Here is a 17,487-nt window from a genome sequence, read left to right as displayed (position 1 = left end):
CGTGGCCGATAACGCCGCCGCCGTCCCTGCCCGCGGGACCGTCCGCACTACGATGGGGCAGGGCCGCCGTGGAAAGCGGCGCATCGTTCCCTTCCGACGCTAGGGGGCAGGTCAGTGTCGGCCCTAGGCAACGGCGGCCAGGCTGTTGGCAGTTCCGGACACTCGGCGGTGGTCGGCGGGCTCCTTCCGCCGGTGCGGCCGTTCCCCCGGGGCATCGCCACCGTGCGCGCGATGGTGGAGGTGGCGGGCGAGCACGGAGTCCCATTGGCGCGGTGCCTGGCGAACAGCGGTCTGAGCGAAGCCGCCGTCACCGACGAGGGTGCCCATGTCCGCGCCGGCCAGGAGCTCATCGTGGCGCACAACCTCGTCCGGGCCATGGGAGATCCGCCCGGACTGGGTCTGGAGGTCGGCCGCCGGATCCGGTTGCGGACCTACAGCGTGTGGGGATTCGCCCTGCTCGCCAGCCCGACGCTGGGCGACGCGGCGGCGGTGGGACTGCGCTATCTGGAACTCACCTTCGCCGTGGTCGGGATCCACCTCCAGCACGGGCCGGGCGAGGTCCACCTCGTCCTGGACGACGCCTGCGTTCCCCGGTCGATCCGGCGCTTCCTCATCGAGCGTGAGATCGCCGTCATCCGCACCATCCTGGACAGCATTCTCGGTGAGCCGTTCACTCCCCTCAGGGTGGATCTGCGCTTCGCCCGTCCGCGGTCGTCCACACCGTACGAGGCACTGGCGGGCACGCCGATCGTGTTCGGCGCGCCGCGCAACGCCTTCGTCGCCGACGCGGCACTGCTGGACCGGCCGCTGCCGCAGGCCGACCACCACACCATGCGGGTGTGCGAACGCGAGTGCCGCGTTCTGCTGGCCAGGCGGGCCGAGACCGGATCCGCGGGACGGGTGGCCGACCTGCTCGCCCGCTGGCCGGAGGGGATCCCCGCCATGGGCGCCGCCGCCTCGGCGCTGCACATGTCCACCCGCACGCTGCACCGGCGCCTGTCGGCGGAGGGTACGTCGTACCGGCGCCTCGTGGACGAGGCACGGCACGCCCGCGCCGTCGACATGCTGACCACCGCCGGGCTGGGAGTCGAGCAGATCGCGGCCAGGTTGGGATACGCCGACGGCGCCGCCTTCGTCCGCGCCTTCCGCCGCTGGACCGGCGCCACCCCCGGCGCCTACCGCGTGGGCCTGCCCGGGGGCGGCTGACACCGAGACCGCTCATCGCCAGAGGGCGGCAGGCCCGGAACGCCCGGAAGACGGCGGCAACGCCGAGGCCGGAGCCCGGTTCCAAGCCCAGGACCCGGTTCTTCCGGGGATTGTTTCGGTCGCCCCGGTGGAACTTGACGGTCCCTGCCGTCATCCCTTGTGGACCACCGCGTTCCTACGCTGGCCACGACATCCGCAGCGGACACATGGAGCGACAGCGCATGGCGTGTCGGGGGATCCTCGGTCGGCATCGTCGCGAATACCTGCCGCCCCAGCCGAACATCTGCGGGGCGAGGACGCCGCGCACACCGTCGGCCTTCGTACCCCGGCATGCGGCCATCGTCATGGACGGCAACGGGCGCTGGGCGAAGGAGCGCGCCTCCCGCGACCGCCGCTACGCCCGGAGCGCCCGACGGCAGTATGAGAAAGGACAAGTGAATGGCACTGCGCAAGTCGACGATCCTGGCCCAGGTGGCGGAGAAGGTCCTGGAGGCCGAACCGGGCTCCGCTCCTGTCGTCACGGTGTCCGTGGCGGTCGGGAGCAAGCCATGGGTACGCGCGCTGATGTGGGACCTGGACAACGACACGTACTTCATCACCCTCACCGAGAGGTTGGTCCTGTTCCACGAGATCAACGCGATGAACTACCGGGCGCAAAAGCTCAAGTACGCCATTCCGCGGGCCCAGGCGGCGCTGTCCCTGAGCAGGGTCCGCCGGGGATTCCTGTTCAGCTCCTTCCATCTCCTCCTGCCCGGTGAGCCACACGCGACCCGCATGGACGTCCGCCGCGCCTGGCGCCCGGACATGGACCGCTTCGTCGCGGCACTGACACCGGCCGAACACCGGTAGCAGGGGCGGGGGCGGGTCAGCGGCCCGCCTTCCCGGTCGCGCTCGTCATCGTGCGTGCGAGGTCCTCCACCGCGGCGGCGACCGCGTCCGGGTGGGAGATCATCGCCAGATGGCGGGCCTCCGGGATGAGTACCGGCTTCGGGGCGCCGATACGACGGGCGGTCTGCGCCGGGGTGCTGGTACTGAAGACGTCGTCCCGCTCGCCGAACACGACCGACTTGGGCAGGCGCACATCGCGCAGCCGCGAAAGGCGGTCGCGGGGCAGTCCTGGGACGCCTTCGCCCATCATGCTCCACAGGGCGTCCTCGGCTCCCGGCACCCGAAGGGGCCTGCGCCACTGGTCGAGGCCCGCGCCGTCCAGCGCCGGACACCCCGGCCCGCACTGCGCGCGGTAGATCCGGCGGACCAGCCAGTCGGAGCCGGCCCCCAGCCGCAGCAGGCTGGTGCGGTACGGGTCGATCAGCACATACCGCAGCGCGGGCGGCGGACCCGCGCCGGTGTCCAGGGCGTCGCCGTCGAGGAGCATCAGCCCGCCGATGCGCCTGGGTTCCCGCAGGGCCGCTTCGGCGACCATCGCGGCGCCGCTGGAGTGGCCCACCAGCAAGGGGCGCTCGCCCGGCCCTCCCAGGCCCATGGCGTCGAGGAAGCCCAGCAGTTGCCGGGTGAAGTGGTCGACCGTGTAGGGACCACGGCGCCCGCTGTACCCGTAGCCGGTCAGGTCGAGCGCGTACACCCGGTGGTGGCGCGCGAGCAGCGGGGCGAGTCGGGACCAGGTGTCGACCGATTCGAAGGCGCCGTGCACGAGGACGACCGGCGTCCCCGAGTCACCCCACCGCTGGTAGCGGGTGCGGATGTCGGCCGCCTGGACGTACGACAGCCCCGGGGGTGGGGCGGCCCGGTCGGCCGTGACCACGTTGTACAGGCACGAGGCCGCCGTCACCGCGACCAGTAGCGCCGCACCCGTGAGGGCCGCCCGCCGTGACCACCGTGCCAGGCGGCCTCGCCGCGGGGAGGCGGAGGGGCCGGTCGCCGACGCACCTTCCTCGTCCTCACCCCGCTGGGCCTGACCGTCCGCGTGATCCCGCCCCGACTCGTCGCGGGCGGGATGGTCACTGCCCGCACGGCCACTGCTGGGATCCTTGCCGCCGTCCACTTCCGTCTGCTCGTTCATGAACGCCCGATCAACCCGTCCGTCCCGGTCGTGCGGCGAGGTCCGCCGCGGTACAACGTTCGCCCATCGCCTCCACCGACGCGTCGGGCGACGGAAGGAGCCCCAGGTACTGCGCGGGCGGCATCCCGCCCTGTGGCACATACTCCCCCGGCGGCAGTACCCTCCGGGCTTGTGCGGGCGTGCGTCATGGTCGACGGGGCAGAGCCCGACCCGGGGGAGAGCGAAAGGCCGAACGATGTCCAGCGAAGAGTCTTCTCCCCGGTGCGACGAGCCGGTGACCGCGGTCTTCTCGTGGCAGGTGCTGCCGGGCAAGGAGAACGACTTCCGGCACTGGGCCCACGGCATCACCAGGCGGGCGGTGCGCTATCCCGGTCATCAGGGCGTCACCTGGCTGCGTCCCGAGAGCGAGAGCCGCGACCACTACGCGGTGCTGCGGTTCGCCGATCCGCAGCGTCTGTCCGACTGGATGGCCTCTCCCGAGCGCGCCGAATGGCAGGACCGGCTGGAGGGCATCGCCGTCGAGACGTCCAGGTACCAGGACACGACCGGCATGGAGACGTGGTTCCATCTGCCCGGCAGCCCGGCGCCTTCCCCTCCCCGCTGGAAGATGGTCGTTGTCACGTTCTGCGCGGTCTACCCGCTCTCCATGCTTCTGGGGTGGCTGGTCACGCCGGAGGTCGCCCCGTGGCCGCTGCCCGCGCGTGCCGCGGTGTTCCCGGCCGTGGTCGCGCCCCTGCTGACCTATATCGTCATGCCCTGGCTGAGCAGGCTGCTGCGGCGCTGGCTCTACGAGTGAAGGCGTGCCCCTACGCACACCGCCGCGGCGCCTTACCCGATCGTAATATTCTACCTTGCGTCAGATCTGATGACTAACCGGGGCACGACCTCATAGGGTCGTCCACCACGCGCCCGAGAGGGCCTCGGTCCTTTGAAGGCTGTGCCATGAACCACCGCAGAACCGTCCTCGTCGCCTGTGCCGCCGCGGCCACGATCCTCACCGGGGCGTGCGGGCAGGACAGCGCTCCCAAGGAAAGCGTCTCTGCTCAGCCGAGCGACACTCCCGAGCCGCCCACCTACAAGGTGAAGGCCTCGGTCAAGACCGCCGGCTCCCCGGTCCTGCAGAGGATCAAGGGCGGCACGATCACCATCGGCACCAAGGCCGACCAGCCGGGCCTGAGCTACGTGGACCCGGCGACCGGCAAGCGCTCAGGGTTCGACATCGAGATCGCCCGCATGATCGCGGCCGACCTGGGCTTCGACAACGACCACATCCGCTGGAAGTCCGTGCCCACCGGGGACCGCGAGACCGAGATAGCCAACGGCGGCGTCGACCTGTACGTGGGCACCTACACGATCAACGACGCGCGCAAGAAGGTCGTGGCATTCGCCGGCCCGTACTACATCGCCGGCCAGGACCTGCTGGTGCGCAGGAACAGCGACATCAACGGACCGCAGAGCCTCAGGGGCAGACGTGTCTGCTCGGCCGTCGGCTCCACGTCGCTCGAGCGCGTCAAGACCGAGTACGGCGTGACGGACGCCGATGGCCGTCAGGGCTACCAGGTGTGCGTCAAGGACCTCCTCGCCGGCAAGGTCGACGCCGTCACCACGGACGACGCCATCCTCACGGGCTACCTCGCCGAGGCCCCCGGCAAGATGCGCCTGGTCGGCATCCCGTTCACGGAGGAGCCCTACGGCGTCGGTCTGATGAAGGGTGACCACGTGCTCCGCGCCGCGGTCAACGCCGCACTCGAGGCCCACGAGATCAACGGCGACTGGCAACAGGCCTACGACGCCACCCTCGGCCTGTCCGGCGTCCCCGCCCCCGAGGTCCCCCCGATCGACCACCACTAGAGCCGCCGGTTCGGTGCCGCCTTCGGGCCGCCCGCGCTGCGCGCGCCCGGGGCTGTTCAGGGCCGTCAGGGACGTTCAGGGCCGTTCAGGCCGCGCGGAGCATGCCCTGGCGCAGGCGGTCGCAGGTGCGGGTGATGGTGCGCGAGACATGCATCTGGGAGATGCCGACCATACGGCCGATCTCGTTCTGGGTCAGATCGCGGAAGAACCGCAGATACAGGATGCGCCGCTCGCGTTCGGGCAGCTTCGCGAGCAGGGGCTTGAGCGCTTCACGGTCCACCACCAGCTCGATCCCCGCGTCCGGCTCGCCCATCGTCTCGGCGAGTTCCCGGTCCACGGTGACACTGCTGGGGGCGTCGAGCGACAGCGGCTCGCACGACGCTCCAGCCTCGAGCCCGAGCACCACGTCCTCCTCGCTCAGTCCCGACAGCTCGGCGATCCGGGCGACGGTCGGACTGCTGCCGCCGTCCTGCTCCAGGGCGTCGCGGGCGGCCAGGGCACGGGCTCGTGCCTGCTGGATGCTGCGAGGCACATGGAGCGTCCACATGTGGTCGCGGAAGTACCTCTTCAGCTCACCGGTGATGGTGGGAACGGCGTAGGAGACGAAGGCGTGACCGAGGCCGGGGTCGAACCGGTCGACGGCTTTGACCAAGGCGAGAGCCGCGACCTGGGTCAGGTCCTCGAAGCTCTCGCCCTTGTCGCGGAAGCGGCGCGCGAGGCGCTCGGCCACCGGCAGCCAGGCACAGACGATCTGCTGGCGCAGCCGATCGCGCCGCGGACCGTCCTCGAGCCGCACCAGAAGGGCGAAGTCGTCGTCGGTGTCGGGAAGGTCGTCCGTGTGCTGCCGGAGGGAGCGAACCGGATCGGGCGCAGTCGTGAGAGTCATCGCAGGTGCCGTCTCTGTGTCGAGGTGAGAGGGTCGGCCGCCCTGCCCGGGGACAGGCGGCCGCAGCTCACGCAGGGGCGGAGATTTCTGCGTGCCTAGGTCCCAAGCACTGTTGGCCGCATGCCCCGGTGCCCCCGGGCCAAACCGATCGGTCCGCGACACGGCCGCGAGGAGGCCATGACCGTGACCCCGCGGCGGTCGGGAACGCCCCGAACGGCGCGAGCAGGCCGACCGCCTCCTCGACCCCACCCTGGAAAGACTCCGCACCGACCGGCATCAACCGGCGCAGACCGAAAAGCCTCACCCCCTCAAGCCTCGGGCCCCGCCGTCCGCCGCGCGCGAAACATGGGGGACACATATCCTGTGTGCACACAAAAGAGTCATAAGCCACATATGTCCCACCCTCGCCGCCCATGGACCAGGAGCCGCTTCCGCCATGATCACGGTCAGCGTCGTCGTCACCGCCCGTAATGCCCAGGCCCACCTTCGGGAATGCCTGGACAGCGCACTCGGACTGCCCGCCGGGGACGGCCCGGCGCTGGAGATCCTCGGCATCGACAACGCCTCGACGGACGGGACCGGGGCCATCCTCGACGAGTACGCCGACCGCTGCCCGATCAAGGTGCTCCATCTGCCGCGACGCCTGCCGACGGGCGCTGCCCGGGACGCCGGAGCGGCGCTCGCCCACGGCTCCTACCTGCTCTTCCTCAGCGGTCAGGACGCACTGGTCCCGGGGGCCCTGCGATCCCTGACGGATCGGCTCGAGGAGGCCGCGGAACCCGATGTCCTGGTCTTCGACCACGTTGTCCCACGCTGGTGGAACCCGGCGATCCCCAGCCGTGACACCGGGCTGCTGGGCTCACCCAGCCCCGTGGCGTTCTCTCTCGCCGACCGCCCGAGGCTGCTGCGCACGACGGCGACGCTCAGCAACCGCCTGCTGCGCACCGCCTTCTACCTCGAGCACCGAGACCTGTTCACCCAGGACGCCCTCGAGGAGATCCTGCCCGCGCTGGGCAGTCTGCTGGCCGCCGACCGGCTCGCCGTGCTCGACAGCGTCTGCGTACGCCGCCGGGCGGGGACGCGGCCCGCACCGGAAGCCCTGGCCGAGTACCCCAACCTCTTCACCCAGTACGACGCCCTGATGGACCTGCTCGACTCCCGGCCCGACGCCGACCAGTTCCGGCCCGCCGTCTTCAGCCACATGGTCAACCGCTATCTGCGGGCACTGGCCTCCTCCGAGATGCCGGAACGCGCCCGGGCGGACTTCTTCCACCGGGCCTCCGAGCGCTTCACCCGCTTCCTGCCGAGCACGTACCGGCGCCCCGCCGGCCTGAGCGGCATCCGCCACTCGTTGCTGGAACACGACCGCTACACCGGCTACCGCGCCCTGCGGACGGCCAACCGCAGACGGCGGGCGGTGCGCGACCTCGTGACCGGGGCCAGGCACCTGACCGGCGAGATGGCGCGGGAGGGCTACTACCGCGAGCAGTTGCTGTTCCCCCTCGCCGACGACCTCGCCGTCTTCTCCGCCTACTGGGACCGCGCGGTGACCTGCAACCCGGCCGCGATCTCCGCCAAGCTCACCGAACTCGCCCCGCACATCCGGCAGGTGTGGGTGTTGCGGCGCACGGACGCCGCGCTCGTGCCGACCGGCGCCGACCACGTCGTCCCCGGGACCCGCCGGTACTTCCAGGTGCTCGCCCGCGCCAAGTACCTGGTCAGCAATGTCAACTTCCCCGACTTCGTGGTCAAGCGGCCGGGCCAGGTGCATGTGATGACCCATCACGGAACCCCGCTCAAGCGGATGGGCACCGACCAGCTCGCCTTCCCGGCCATCTCAGGCGGCGAGGACTACGACGCCCTGCTGGAACGCTGCGGGCGCTGGGACTTCAGCGTCAGCGCCAACGGCCATTCCACCGAGACCTGGGAGCACGCCTACCCGGTCCCGGTCCCGTTCACCTCGCTCGACTACGGCTATCCGCGCAACGACGTGTACTGCACGGCCACCGCCGAGGACGTACGGCGGATCCGCGAACGGCTGGGAATCCGCCCCGGACGCACCGCCCTGCTGTACGCGCCCACGCACCGCGACTACGAGGCGGGCTGGACGCCGCGCCTCGACTTCGAACGCCTCGCCGGGCGGCTCGGCGACGACTTCGTGCTGCTCGTACGGGGCCACTACTACTACAGCGGTGGACCGTCTCAGCTCGAGAGGCTGCACCGCCGGGGCGTGGTCGTCGATGTCTCCGGCTACGCCTCGGTCGAGGAACTGGCTCTGGCCTCCGACGCACTGATCACCGACTACTCCTCCCTGATGTTCGACTACGCCAATCTGGACCGGCCCCTCGTGGTCTACGCCGACGACTGGGAGACCTACGCGGTCACCCGCGGGGTGTACTTCGACCTCATGGAGCACCCGCCGGGCCCCGTCGCCCGCACCGAGGACGATGTCGCGGAAGTCTTCGTCTCCGGACGGTGGCGCGGCCCGGAGTCGAACGAGCGACGCGCCGCGTTCAGGCGCCGCTTCTGCCAGTTCGACGACGGCCACGCGGCCGAGCGGGTCGTGCGCCATGTCTTCCTCGGCATTCCCGGCACACCGCCGGTCGTACCGATCGAGCACCGCACCCCCGCCCCGGCACCCGCGGCCGACCGGACGCCACCGGACCAGACGCCACCGGCCGTCCCCCTGGCGTCGCTCGGTTGACGCACGCCGAACGCGGGACCGGTCGCACGCCGAGCGCAGGAGAACCCATGGCACTGACAGCCCCCGACGTCACCCTCGTGGTGATCGTGTACAACGACGCCGAACGGCTCCCCCGCGCCGTGGAGTCGCTGCGCCGGCAGACCGTGCGCAATGTCGAGATCATCATCAGCGACGACCACTCGACGGACAGCACTCCGACGGTCGCGTGCGAACTGGCCCGCCGGGACCACCGCATCACATATATCCGGCTGCCCCGCAACAGCGGCGGCTGCAGCGCCCCGCGCAACGCGGCGGTCGAACGTGCCCACGCCCCCTTCCTGATGTTCCTGGACAGCGACGACGAACTGCCGCCGGACGCCTGCCGGGTGCTGCTGGAAGCACTGCGTGCCGACGACCGGCTGGACTTCGCCATGGGAGCCGTCGAGCGAGTGAGGACCGACAGCGGGACCGTCAGCCACTGGCACCCCCACCTGTTCACCGAGAGGCGCACGGTCCACGGCATCGAGGAGCATCCCCGGCTGCTGTTCGACCACCTGTCCACGAACAAGATGTACCGCAAGGAGTTCCTGGACCGTCACCACCTGCGTTTCCCGCTCGGCATCCACTACGAGGACCAGTTGTTCTCCACGCAGGCGTACTGCCTGGCCGACTCGTTCACGATCGTCCCCGACCCGGTGTACCGCTGGTACCTCTCCCCCTACGAGGCCGCCGAGGCGCTGTCCATCTCCAACCAGCGGCACCGCATCGAGAATGTGCGCGACCGCGTCCATGTCGCCCGCCTCGTCGACGAGTTCCTGGCCCGCAGCGGACACGTGGGCATCAAGCCCGACAAGGACTACAAGTTCCTCAAGCACGACTTCAGGATGTACACCGGGGACCTGCCGCACCGCGGCCCGGACTGGATCCGGTTGTTCGCCGACGCGACCTGCCCCTACTTGGACACCCTCCCCCCCGAGGCATTCGAACGGCTCCCTCGCGACCAGCGGGTGTGCATCCAGCTGCTGCGCAGCGGACGGTACGAGGAGGCACGGCTCGCGGCGAGAGGGCTCGGGCGTCCCGTCGGCCCCCGCGAGGTGGTCAAGGACGGTTCGGGCAAGGTCTACTGGGGCTCCGAGCTGCCGGACGGCCCCAGCGCCGCCCGGGAGTTGGACGTGACCGACATGGCGCTGGGCGCCCACGCGTTCCACCATGCGCTGCTGCGGCACGAGATCACATCGATCGAGCCGCTCCCCGAGGCGAAGGTACGGCTGAGCATCCGCACGTTCGACCCGGTGCTCCACCTGCCCATGGGCCCCGTGGCCGCGACCGTGCATCTGGCGGCCGCCCTCGGGCGGTTGAGCACATCCTTCAGACTCGAACTGATCCGGCCGGGGCTGTACGAGGGCGCCGTCACCCTCGACCTGTCAGCGGTGCCGCTGCCCCTGCACGGCTTCAGCGGGGCGCGCCACCCCGTGCTGTCCATCGGGCGGCACCGGCGCTACCACACGGGGCCGCTGCTGGCTCCGCTCTCCTTTCCCGCCTTCCACCGGCTGGTCACGCAGGGCAGGCCCGCGAGCGAACACCTCGTCACCGTCGAACCGGAGGGCCGGGGCAGCGGCCGGCTCCAGGTGGTCTGGCAGCGCAGTGGCCTGCTGGCGACGGCCGAGCCGTATCTGCCGGCCCTGCGCCGGACCGTGGGCCCGCGGCTGAAGCGGACCCGGGCGCTGATGCGCAGCCTGGTGCGCTGACGGCCGCGAAGCCCCAACGGCGCTGAACACGCTGAGCACGCTGGGAGCGGTGGGAGCGGTGGGAGCGCTGACGGCGTCTACCGCGCCGCGCGGCCCTCCCGGGGCGTGCCGCCCAGGAACCTCAGCAGCTGCTCGTGCCGGGGACCTCGCTCCACAAGCCGCACCGCCGGGTCGTCGGGCGCGAGGCCGCCGTCGCCGGGGCGGCTCACGATCCACCGCACGTGGTACTTCGCCAGGATGGCCGCACGCTCCCGGCGCGGTGTCCCGTCGGCGAAGTAGCGTTCCACGTCGTGGTGGCGCTGCCGCTCGTCGGGCAGGAAGAAGTCGGGGTAGGCGGGGGCGACGGTGTAGGGGCCGTACGCGGGGATCATCCGCTGGGCGAAGTAGTCCTTGGTCATGACCGTGTCGCCGTCGGCCACCCGCCCGTCCAGCCAGCCGTACCCCCGCCAGGCCTTCTGGGCGGGGACGCCCCGGAGCACCGGCGGGACGGCGTCCTCGCGGAGGACATAGCCCAAGGTGCCCGCCTGGACCCAGGCTCCCACCAGCAGCGCCGCAGCGGTCAGCGGGGTGAGTACCCGGCGGACCGCTCGGCCGCTCGCACCCGCGACCTCGACGGCCAGCGCGATCTGGGCGGGGATGAGCATCGCGGGCTGGACCCGGCCCCAGGACCAGTGGGCGGTCAGTCCGCCCGCCGTGTACACCAGCGCGCCAAGGGCGAAGAACAGCACCAGCGGATCGCGGCGGTCCCTGCGAAACCGCACCGTCAGTGCCGCCACGCCCAGCAGCACCAGTCCGAAGTGGGCAAGAAGGTGCTGGTAGAGCGGCCGGTGGATCTCCTCGAGACCGCCGACCGTGAGCAGGGAGAAGAAGGAGTAGTACGGCCAGGCCCCCAGGACCACCAGGGCCAGGACGGCCCCGGCGGCAAGCCGCGGCCACACCCGCCGGCTCGGCCGCGGCCGGGCACCCAGGACGACGCCCAGCACCCCGAGCACCGCGACGACCCCGGTGAACTGATGACTCGAGGCGATGACGGCGAGCATCAGACCCGGTCCGAGATACCCGGGCAGCCGCCATCCGTCGCGCAGCGCTCGGCGCACCAGGGCCCACAGATGGAAGGAGAGGCCCAGGGCGAAGGTGCTCGGATAGGCGAGGCACAGGGACAGCGAGGTCAGGCCGGGGTACCCGCTCCAGGTGAACAGTCGGACGCCGCAGAGCAGGGTCGGACAGAGCACGGCCAGCGGGAGCGCCCAGCGCCGCCTGGTGAAGGTGCGCACATACAGGCGCAGACCGCTCACCAGGAGGACCAGGTCGATCAGGGCGGCGATGCGCAGTGTTTGGAAGGTCGTCGCCCCGGTGGCACGGGCGAGCAGTGCCAGCGCCACGGTCCATGGAGAGTAGTAGGGGCTCGGGGTGTCGGCGTCGACCAGCGGATTGCCCGGATGCGCGGGGTGGGCGATGAGCCGTTCGAGCACCGCCGCGTGCATGCCCAGGTCTCCGGCCCACGGCAGGCGGACGACCATCAGCGAGAGCAGCACGACGACGAGGAGCGCTGCCACCAGGACCGCCCGGTACGCGGTATCGCGGCACAGTCGGGAGAGCCGGGCTGTCGCGCGAGTGCGGCCGATCGCGTCGCCCGAAGCCGCACCGGGGGCGGACGGCTCACTGCCCTCGGCCCCGCCCGGGCCGGACCGCGCCCGGGTCTTCACGGCGCGGCCCCGTACGGGCGTGTGTGGTCGAGATCCACAGATGCATCGTAAGGGGACATTCCGTCACGGACCCGTCGGACCCGTCGGACCCGTCGAACCCGTCGGACCTGGTGGACCCGCCGGCCCCGGTGGACCTCGTGGACCTCGTGGACCTGACGTGCTCGTCGCCCTCGCACCTCGGCGGAGCGGCCCGGCCGGGACTCGCCGTGAAACACGCAGGGCCCGGCACGAGTGTGCCGGGCCCTGCGTCGTGGTAGCGGGGACAGGATTTGAACCTGCGACCTCTGGGTTATGAGCCCAGCGAGCTACCGAGCTGCTCCACCCCGCGTCGGTGCTGTGAACTCTACGGCACCGGCCGCCCATGAGGCGAATTCATTTCCCGTGGCGCTCGCGCGGGGTCACCCCGACCCGGCGATGGCCACCCCCGCGCGGGGCACTCCCCCGCCTTCGCCGCCTCACCAGTCCCGCCCGCGCTCCCGCTCCCCCACACCTTGCCCGGCGTCCGCGCTCCCCCGCCTTCGCCGCCCACCGCCTTGCCCAGCCCCCGCCCGCACCCATATTGTTTGGACTCAAATGAAATGAGGGTGGGACATGGAGGCCCTGATGGTGGATGTCACCCGCGATGACTGGCTGCGTTGTGCCGCATTGCTGGACCTGCCCGATCAGCACCACATCGACGGCGTGGACGAGCCCGGAGGCGGAGCCGCCTTCGCGGTTGTCTCACCCCGTGACGGACAGGTGCTGACCGACGTGGCCGATGCCGGGACCGCCGAGGTGGATCTCGCCGTGGCCGCCGCCCGGCGCGCCTTCGACTCCGGACCGTGGCCACGCCTGGCACCCGCGGACCGGGGACGGGTGCTGCTGAGGATCGCCGAGCTGCTGGAGGAGCGGCGGGACGCGCTCGCCCTCACCGTCAGCCTGGAGATGGGAAAGCCCATCACCGACGCCTACGACATCGAGCTGCGCGCCGCGATCACCACGTTCCGCTGGTACGGGCAACTGGCCGACAAGCTCACCGACGAGTCCCCGCATGTCCGCCCCGACGCGCTCGCCCTGGTCACCCGTGAGCCCGCCGGCGTGGTCGGCGCCGTCGTCCCGTGGAACTTCCCGCTGACCCTCGCCTCCTGGAAGGTGGCCCCGGCCCTGGCCGCCGGCTGCACGGTCGTGCTGAAGCCGTCCGAGTGCTCACCGCTGTCCGGGCTCTCGCTCGCACGGCTGGCGACCGAGGCCGGGCTGCCGCCGGGCGTGCTGAACGTCGTCTCCGGCGACGGGCCCACCGCCGGGCGGGCGATCGGCCTGCACCCCGATGTCGATGTGCTCGCCTTCACCGGGTCCACCGCCGTCGGGCGCCACTTCCTGCACTACGCGGCGGACTCCAATCTCAAGCGCGTCTGGCTGGAGCTCGGCGGCAAGTCGCCGAACATCGTCCTCCCCGACGCCCCCGACCTCGACCGCGCCGCGGCCACCGCCGCCTGGGGGATCTTCTTCAACCAGGGCGAGATGTGCACCGCCCCTTCCCGTCTGCTGGTGCATTCCTCGATAGCCGAGCGCGTCACCGAAGCCGTCGTGGAACGAGCCCGCGCCCTGCGGGTCGGCGACCCGCTCGACCCGGCCACCGAGATGGGCGCTCTCGTCGGCGAGCGCCATCTCGCGAAGGTGCTCGGCCACATCGGCACCGGCGTCGACGAGGGCTCCCGCCTGCGCACCGGTGGCGCCCGCGCCGCCACCGACCTGGGCGGCAGCTACCTGGAGCCGACCGTCTTCGACCGGGTGGCCCCCGGCTCGCGCCTCGCCCGCGAGGAGATCTTCGGGCCGGTGCTGTCCGTGCTCACCTTCGACGACCTCGACGAAGCGGTCGCGCTGGCCAACGCCACCGAGTACGGCCTGGCGGCCGGGCTGTGGACCTCCGACCTGAGCACCGCCCACCGTGTCTCCCGCGCCCTGAAGGCCGGGACGGTCTGGGTCAACTGCTACGAGGAGGGGGACCTGACCGTCCCCTTCGGCGGTATGAAGCAGTCCGGCAACGGCCGTGACAAGTCGGCGCACGCGTTGCAGAAGTACACCGAGCTCAAGACCACCTGGATCCAGCTGTGACGGCGTCCAGGCCCCTGATCGCGATCCCGGCCCGCTTCGCCGCCTCGACCTCCGCGCTGCGCTTCGCCGCCGAGGTCAATGCCCGGGCCCTGGTCGAGGCGGTCTGGCGGGCGGGCGGCGAGCCGGCGACCATCCACCCGCACGCCCCCGGGGGCACCGCCGACCCCGCCGAGGTGGCCGCCCGACTCGCCCGGTTCGACGGCGTCCTGCTGCCCGGTGGCGGCGACCTCGCCCCGCGCCGCTACGGGGACACCGAGGCACACGAGAGCGTCTACGACGTCGACGACGAGCAGGACGGCTTCGACCTGGAGGCCGCACGCAGCGCTCTCGCCACGGGGCTGCCGCTGCTCGCGATCTGCCGGGGACTCCAGGTCGTCAATGTCGCGCTCGGCGGCACACTGCAGCAGGACATGGGCGGCCCGGAGCACGAGCACCGCCACCTCCTCCACCCCGTGGCGATTCGCCGGGGCTCGCTCCTCGAGCGGGCGGCCGGCGTCGGCAAGGCCGAGGCGTCCTGCTACCACCACCAGCGACTGGGGCGTACCGGGGACGGCCTGACCGTCACCGCGCGGGCCGCCGACGGCACCGTTGAAGCGCTCGAGCTGTCGGGGGCTCCCGGCTGGTTCACCGCCGTCCAGTGGCATCCCGAGGACACCGCCCATCGGGACCCGGCCCAGCAGGGGCTCTTCAACGCCCTCGTCACGGCTGCCCGCGACCACCGCCGCTGAAGGAGCGACGCGTACGGATACGGGCACGGCCGGGGGCCGATCGCTCGCACCCGCGCGGCCGGGACCCGCCGGGGCCCCGGCCGCGCTCTTGTGCGCCCGGTCAGTCCTGCGACAGCGCCCGCCGCGCGTGCGGAAGCCGGGTCAGCGCCGCGCACAGCGCAAGGACGCCCGGCACGGTGAGCGCCAGCCAGGTGGCGGTGATGCGGTCGCCGCCGATGAGGGTGGTGAAGTTGGCGAGGATGACCCAGATGGCACCCGCGATCCCCAGCGCGCCCAGGACGGGGGCGACCAGTGTGTTCCACACCCGGTTGTCGTACCGCTCGCGGCGGAAGAAGACGACCACGGAGACCGAGGTCAGGAAGTACAGCGTCATGATCGCCAGCACCGCGACCCCGCTGGCCCAGGAGAACAGGCTCAGCACCGGGTCCTTGCCGGCCAGCGCGAACGGGACGACCAGGACCACGGACACACCCGTCTGCACGACTCCGGCCGTGCGGGGCGCCTGGCGGCTGTTGAGGGAGCTGAGCGACCTCGGCAGCAGGCCCTCGCGCCCCAGGGCGAACAGATAGCGGTTGGCGGAGTTGTGGAAGGCGAGGATGCCCGCGAAGAGCGAGGTGGCCAGCAGGAAGGGCAGCACGTCGCCGGTCCAGGCGCCGAGCCGGTCACCGATCGGGGCGAAGACGAACGAGGTGGTGTCACCGTTCGCCAACGCCGTCCCCGCCGCCGCGGTGGCCTTGGAGGCGCCGTACGAGGAGACCAGCATCCAGGAGATGAAGGCGAAGAAGGCGGTGATCAGGCCGACCGAGAGGTAGGTGGCGCGCGGGACGGTCCGGCTCGGCTCGCGTGCCTCCTCGCCGTAGATCGCGGTGGCCTCGAAGCCGAACATCGAGGCGATCGCGAACATCAGCGCCACACCGGGGGCGCCGTCCAGGGCCGACGCCGGCGAGAAGCTGTGCGCGAATCCGAGCCCTTCGGGGCCGCCGCCCTTGACGAGGCTGACGATTCCGAAGACGAGGAGGATGCCGGTCTCGGCGATCACGAAGACCGCCAGGACCTTGGCCCCCATCTCGATCCCGGCGGCGCCGAGGACCTGCACGACCGCCATGGTGCCGAGGGCGATCGCCCACCAGGGCACATCGAGGCCCAGATGGGTGACGGCGAGCCCGTTGACGATCGCGCCGTAGAGCCCGTACATGGCGGCCTGGATGGTGCTGTAGGCGAAGAGGGCGACCCCGGCGCTGCTGGAGCCGGTCGTCCGGCCGAGCCCCTTGCCGATGTACCGGTAGAAGGCGCCCGCGTCCACGACATAGCGGCTCATGGCGACAAAGCCGACGGAGAACACCAGGACGATCGCGCCCGCCGCCAGGTAGGCGGCCGGGACACCGGTGCCGTTGCCGATCGCGACGGCGATGGGGACCGCTCCGGCGATACCGGTCAGCGGTGCCTGCGCGGACAGTACGAAGAAAAGGATGCCCAGGACGCCGAGTGCGTCGCGTTTGAGGGAGCCGGCGGCCGCGGGGGCGTCACCCTTGGCTCCGTGCCGGTCGGCGGTCGTCGAAGTGTCCATACCGTTCACCTGCTGTTCAGGGGAGGAAGGATAGCGCGGGGGTTCGCGGGGGATTCGCGGAGAGGCTCCGGGAGTTTGTCGTTTACATCCAAACGAGTTGCCTCATGGTGGGCCGGAACGGTCCGTACGGCAAGGGGGTGCGGCAAGGAATCCGGCGGATTGTTTGATTCCTTACGACCGCGTGACCCGACCGCGATCCGCACTGTGCGGTCCGCTCAGGGGCTGGGGCTGGGGCTCGCTCAGGGGCTGGGGCCCTGTCCGCTCAGGGGCTGCGGCTGCGGCTCGCTCAGGGGCTGGGGCCCTGTCCGCTCAGGGGCTGCGGCTGCGGCTCGCTCAGGGGCTGCGGTCCGCTGGGGGAGCGTCCGCGTCGAGCAGCCGCAGCAGCGACCGCAACTCCTCGAGGGCAGCGTTCGTCGACTCCCGCTCCCCCAGGGTCAGCTGGTGCAGGACCAGGCCGTCCAGGGCCGAGAAGACCAGTTGCACAAGGGCCGGTGTCGCCCCGGCCGGCAGCATCCGTGACAGCTCCCGCTCGGTGGCGCCGAAGTACTCCTCGTACAGCCGGCGCACCTGCGGCAGCAGATCCGGCCGGCGCCGCGACTCGAGCAGGAGCTCGTACTGGAAGAGCTGGGTGTCCGGGTCCGCCTCGACCATCTCGGACAGCCCGGTGGAGAAGTCGTCGACCATGCCGGTCCCCGGTTCGAGCGCGGCGCTGCTCAGGCTGATCCGCACGGCGTGGGCCAGGGCCTCCTCGATCAGCGCGTCGCGGGAGCCGAAGTGGTGCACGACCAGGCCGTGGGTGACCCCGGCCTCCTGCGCGACGGCGCGGTACGTCAGATGACGCAGACCCCGCCGGGCCACCACGCGCACGGCCGCGGTCAGCAGCGCCTCGCGCCCCTCGCCGTATCCCACGCGCTTGCGGGGACGCGACCGGGGCCCGGGGTCCGCGGCGGATTCGGCCATGGCGCGACCCTACCCGCCGTCCCGCGCTCACCGGAGCC

At 71.5% G+C, this 17,487-nt stretch carries 13 protein-coding genes, 1 tRNA gene and 1 pseudogene; 9 read left to right on the top strand and 6 right to left on the bottom strand.

What is annotated here, in order from left to right; genetic code table 11:
• Positions 1-114 precede the first annotated feature (114 nt).
• The 3 genes and pseudogenes from IEY86_RS17455 (at position 115) to IEY86_RS17450 (ending at position 2,055) form a co-directional block, all read left to right on the top strand.
• Positions 115-1,206: an AraC family transcriptional regulator gene (locus tag IEY86_RS17455; protein ID WP_189132633.1), complete on the top strand. Its 1,092-nt coding sequence runs from the start codon at positions 115-117 to the stop codon at positions 1,204-1,206.
• 221 nt (positions 1,207-1,427) lie between these two features.
• Positions 1,428-1,583, top strand: a pseudogene (locus tag IEY86_RS36530) (isoprenyl transferase); the annotation flags it as partial.
• Between the two features lie 61 nt (positions 1,584-1,644).
• Positions 1,645-2,055: a hypothetical protein gene (locus IEY86_RS17450; protein WP_189132632.1), complete on the top strand. Its 411-nt coding sequence runs from the start codon at positions 1,645-1,647 to the stop codon at positions 2,053-2,055.
• Positions 2,056-2,071: 16 nt separating this feature from the next.
• On the opposite strand, the gene IEY86_RS17445 is transcribed toward IEY86_RS17450, so the two are convergent.
• A complete protein-coding gene (locus tag IEY86_RS17445) occupies positions 2,072-3,226 on the bottom strand; it encodes an alpha/beta fold hydrolase (protein WP_189132631.1) in 1,155 nt (384 codons plus the stop codon).
• Between the two features lie 235 nt (positions 3,227-3,461).
• On the opposite strand from IEY86_RS17445, the gene IEY86_RS17440 reads away from it, so the two are divergent.
• Positions 3,462-4,022 (top strand): antibiotic biosynthesis monooxygenase, encoded by a 561-nt coding sequence (locus IEY86_RS17440; protein WP_189132630.1) that lies wholly within the window; start codon positions 3,462-3,464, stop codon positions 4,020-4,022.
• 146 nt (positions 4,023-4,168) lie between these two features.
• On the top strand, positions 4,169-5,077 hold the full coding sequence (locus IEY86_RS17435) for a glutamate ABC transporter substrate-binding protein (RefSeq protein WP_189132629.1): 909 nt from the start codon (positions 4,169-4,171) through the stop codon (positions 5,075-5,077).
• An 85-nt stretch (positions 5,078-5,162) separates the two neighbouring features.
• Here IEY86_RS17435 and IEY86_RS17430 read toward each other — a convergent pair whose 3' ends face one another.
• Positions 5,163-5,963, bottom strand: a complete 801-nt coding sequence (locus tag IEY86_RS17430; RefSeq protein ID WP_189132628.1) for a SigB/SigF/SigG family RNA polymerase sigma factor — start codon at positions 5,961-5,963, stop codon at positions 5,163-5,165.
• 436 nt (positions 5,964-6,399) lie between these two features.
• Between IEY86_RS17430 and IEY86_RS17425 the strand changes: the two genes are divergently transcribed.
• Entirely contained in the window at positions 6,400-8,667 is a 2,268-nt protein-coding gene (locus IEY86_RS17425) for a bifunctional glycosyltransferase/CDP-glycerol:glycerophosphate glycerophosphotransferase (RefSeq protein WP_189132627.1), read from the top strand.
• 47 nt (positions 8,668-8,714) lie between these two features.
• Positions 8,715-10,394 (top strand): glycosyltransferase family 2 protein, encoded by a 1,680-nt coding sequence (locus IEY86_RS17420; protein ID WP_189132626.1) that lies wholly within the window; start codon positions 8,715-8,717, stop codon positions 10,392-10,394.
• 77 nt (positions 10,395-10,471) lie between these two features.
• On the opposite strand, the gene IEY86_RS17415 is transcribed toward IEY86_RS17420, so the two are convergent.
• Both IEY86_RS17415 and IEY86_RS17410 read right to left on the bottom strand, forming a co-directional pair.
• Positions 10,472-11,914, bottom strand: coding sequence for a putative glycosyltransferase family protein (locus IEY86_RS17415; RefSeq protein WP_189132742.1), 1,443 nt, complete (start codon positions 11,912-11,914; stop codon positions 10,472-10,474).
• A gap of 437 nt (positions 11,915-12,351) precedes the next feature.
• A tRNA-Met gene (locus tag IEY86_RS17410) sits at positions 12,352-12,428 on the bottom strand.
• A gap of 275 nt (positions 12,429-12,703) precedes the next feature.
• Here IEY86_RS17410 and IEY86_RS17405 point away from each other — a divergent pair.
• Together IEY86_RS17405 and IEY86_RS17400 are read left to right on the top strand one after the other, a co-directional pair.
• Positions 12,704-14,194: an aldehyde dehydrogenase gene (locus tag IEY86_RS17405; protein WP_189132741.1), complete on the top strand. Its 1,491-nt coding sequence runs from the start codon at positions 12,704-12,706 to the stop codon at positions 14,192-14,194.
• A complete protein-coding gene (locus IEY86_RS17400; RefSeq protein WP_229698516.1) occupies positions 14,191-14,922 on the top strand; it encodes a gamma-glutamyl-gamma-aminobutyrate hydrolase family protein in 732 nt (243 codons plus the stop codon). The genes IEY86_RS17405 and IEY86_RS17400 overlap by 4 nt, the downstream gene beginning before the upstream one ends.
• 100 nt (positions 14,923-15,022) lie before the next feature.
• On the opposite strand, the gene IEY86_RS17395 is transcribed toward IEY86_RS17400, so the two are convergent.
• Together IEY86_RS17395 and IEY86_RS17390 are read right to left on the bottom strand one after the other, a co-directional pair.
• Entirely contained in the window at positions 15,023-16,489 is a 1,467-nt protein-coding gene (locus IEY86_RS17395) for an APC family permease (protein WP_189132625.1), read from the bottom strand.
• Between the two features lie 333 nt (positions 16,490-16,822).
• Positions 16,823-17,449 carry a TetR/AcrR family transcriptional regulator gene (locus tag IEY86_RS17390; protein WP_189132624.1) on the bottom strand — a complete coding sequence of 209 codons (627 nt, stop codon included), beginning with the start codon at positions 17,447-17,449 and terminating at the stop codon, positions 16,823-16,825.
• Positions 17,450-17,487 lie beyond the last annotated feature (38 nt).

Source organism: Wenjunlia tyrosinilytica, assembly GCF_014646055.1.
GTDB lineage: Bacteria > Actinomycetota > Actinomycetes > Streptomycetales > Streptomycetaceae > Wenjunlia > Wenjunlia tyrosinilytica.
The sequence above is the reverse complement of the archived record's forward strand: the minus strand, read 5'-3'. Positions and strand labels throughout refer to the sequence as shown.

Coding starts and splice junctions, on each gene's coding strand:
- IEY86_RS17450 (WP_189132632.1), top strand. CDS start 1,645: ATGGCACTGCGCAAGTCGACGATCCTGGCCCAGGTGGCGGAGAAGGTC.
- IEY86_RS17445 (WP_189132631.1), bottom strand. CDS start 3,226: ATGAACGAGCAGACGGAAGTGGACGGCGGCAAGGATCCCAGCAGTGGC.
- IEY86_RS17440 (WP_189132630.1), top strand. CDS start 3,462: ATGTCCAGCGAAGAGTCTTCTCCCCGGTGCGACGAGCCGGTGACCGCG.
- IEY86_RS17435 (WP_189132629.1), top strand. CDS start 4,169: ATGAACCACCGCAGAACCGTCCTCGTCGCCTGTGCCGCCGCGGCCACG.
- IEY86_RS17430 (WP_189132628.1), bottom strand. CDS start 5,963: ATGACTCTCACGACTGCGCCCGATCCGGTTCGCTCCCTCCGGCAGCAC.
- IEY86_RS17425 (WP_189132627.1), top strand. CDS start 6,400: ATGATCACGGTCAGCGTCGTCGTCACCGCCCGTAATGCCCAGGCCCAC.
- IEY86_RS17420 (WP_189132626.1), top strand. CDS start 8,715: ATGGCACTGACAGCCCCCGACGTCACCCTCGTGGTGATCGTGTACAAC.
- IEY86_RS17415 (WP_189132742.1), bottom strand. CDS start 11,914: ATGGTCGTCCGCCTGCCGTGGGCCGGAGACCTGGGCATGCACGCGGCG.
- IEY86_RS17405 (WP_189132741.1), top strand. CDS start 12,704: ATGGTGGATGTCACCCGCGATGACTGGCTGCGTTGTGCCGCATTGCTG.
- IEY86_RS17395 (WP_189132625.1), bottom strand. CDS start 16,489: ATGGACACTTCGACGACCGCCGACCGGCACGGAGCCAAGGGTGACGCC.
- IEY86_RS17390 (WP_189132624.1), bottom strand. CDS start 17,449: ATGGCCGAATCCGCCGCGGACCCCGGGCCCCGGTCGCGTCCCCGCAAG.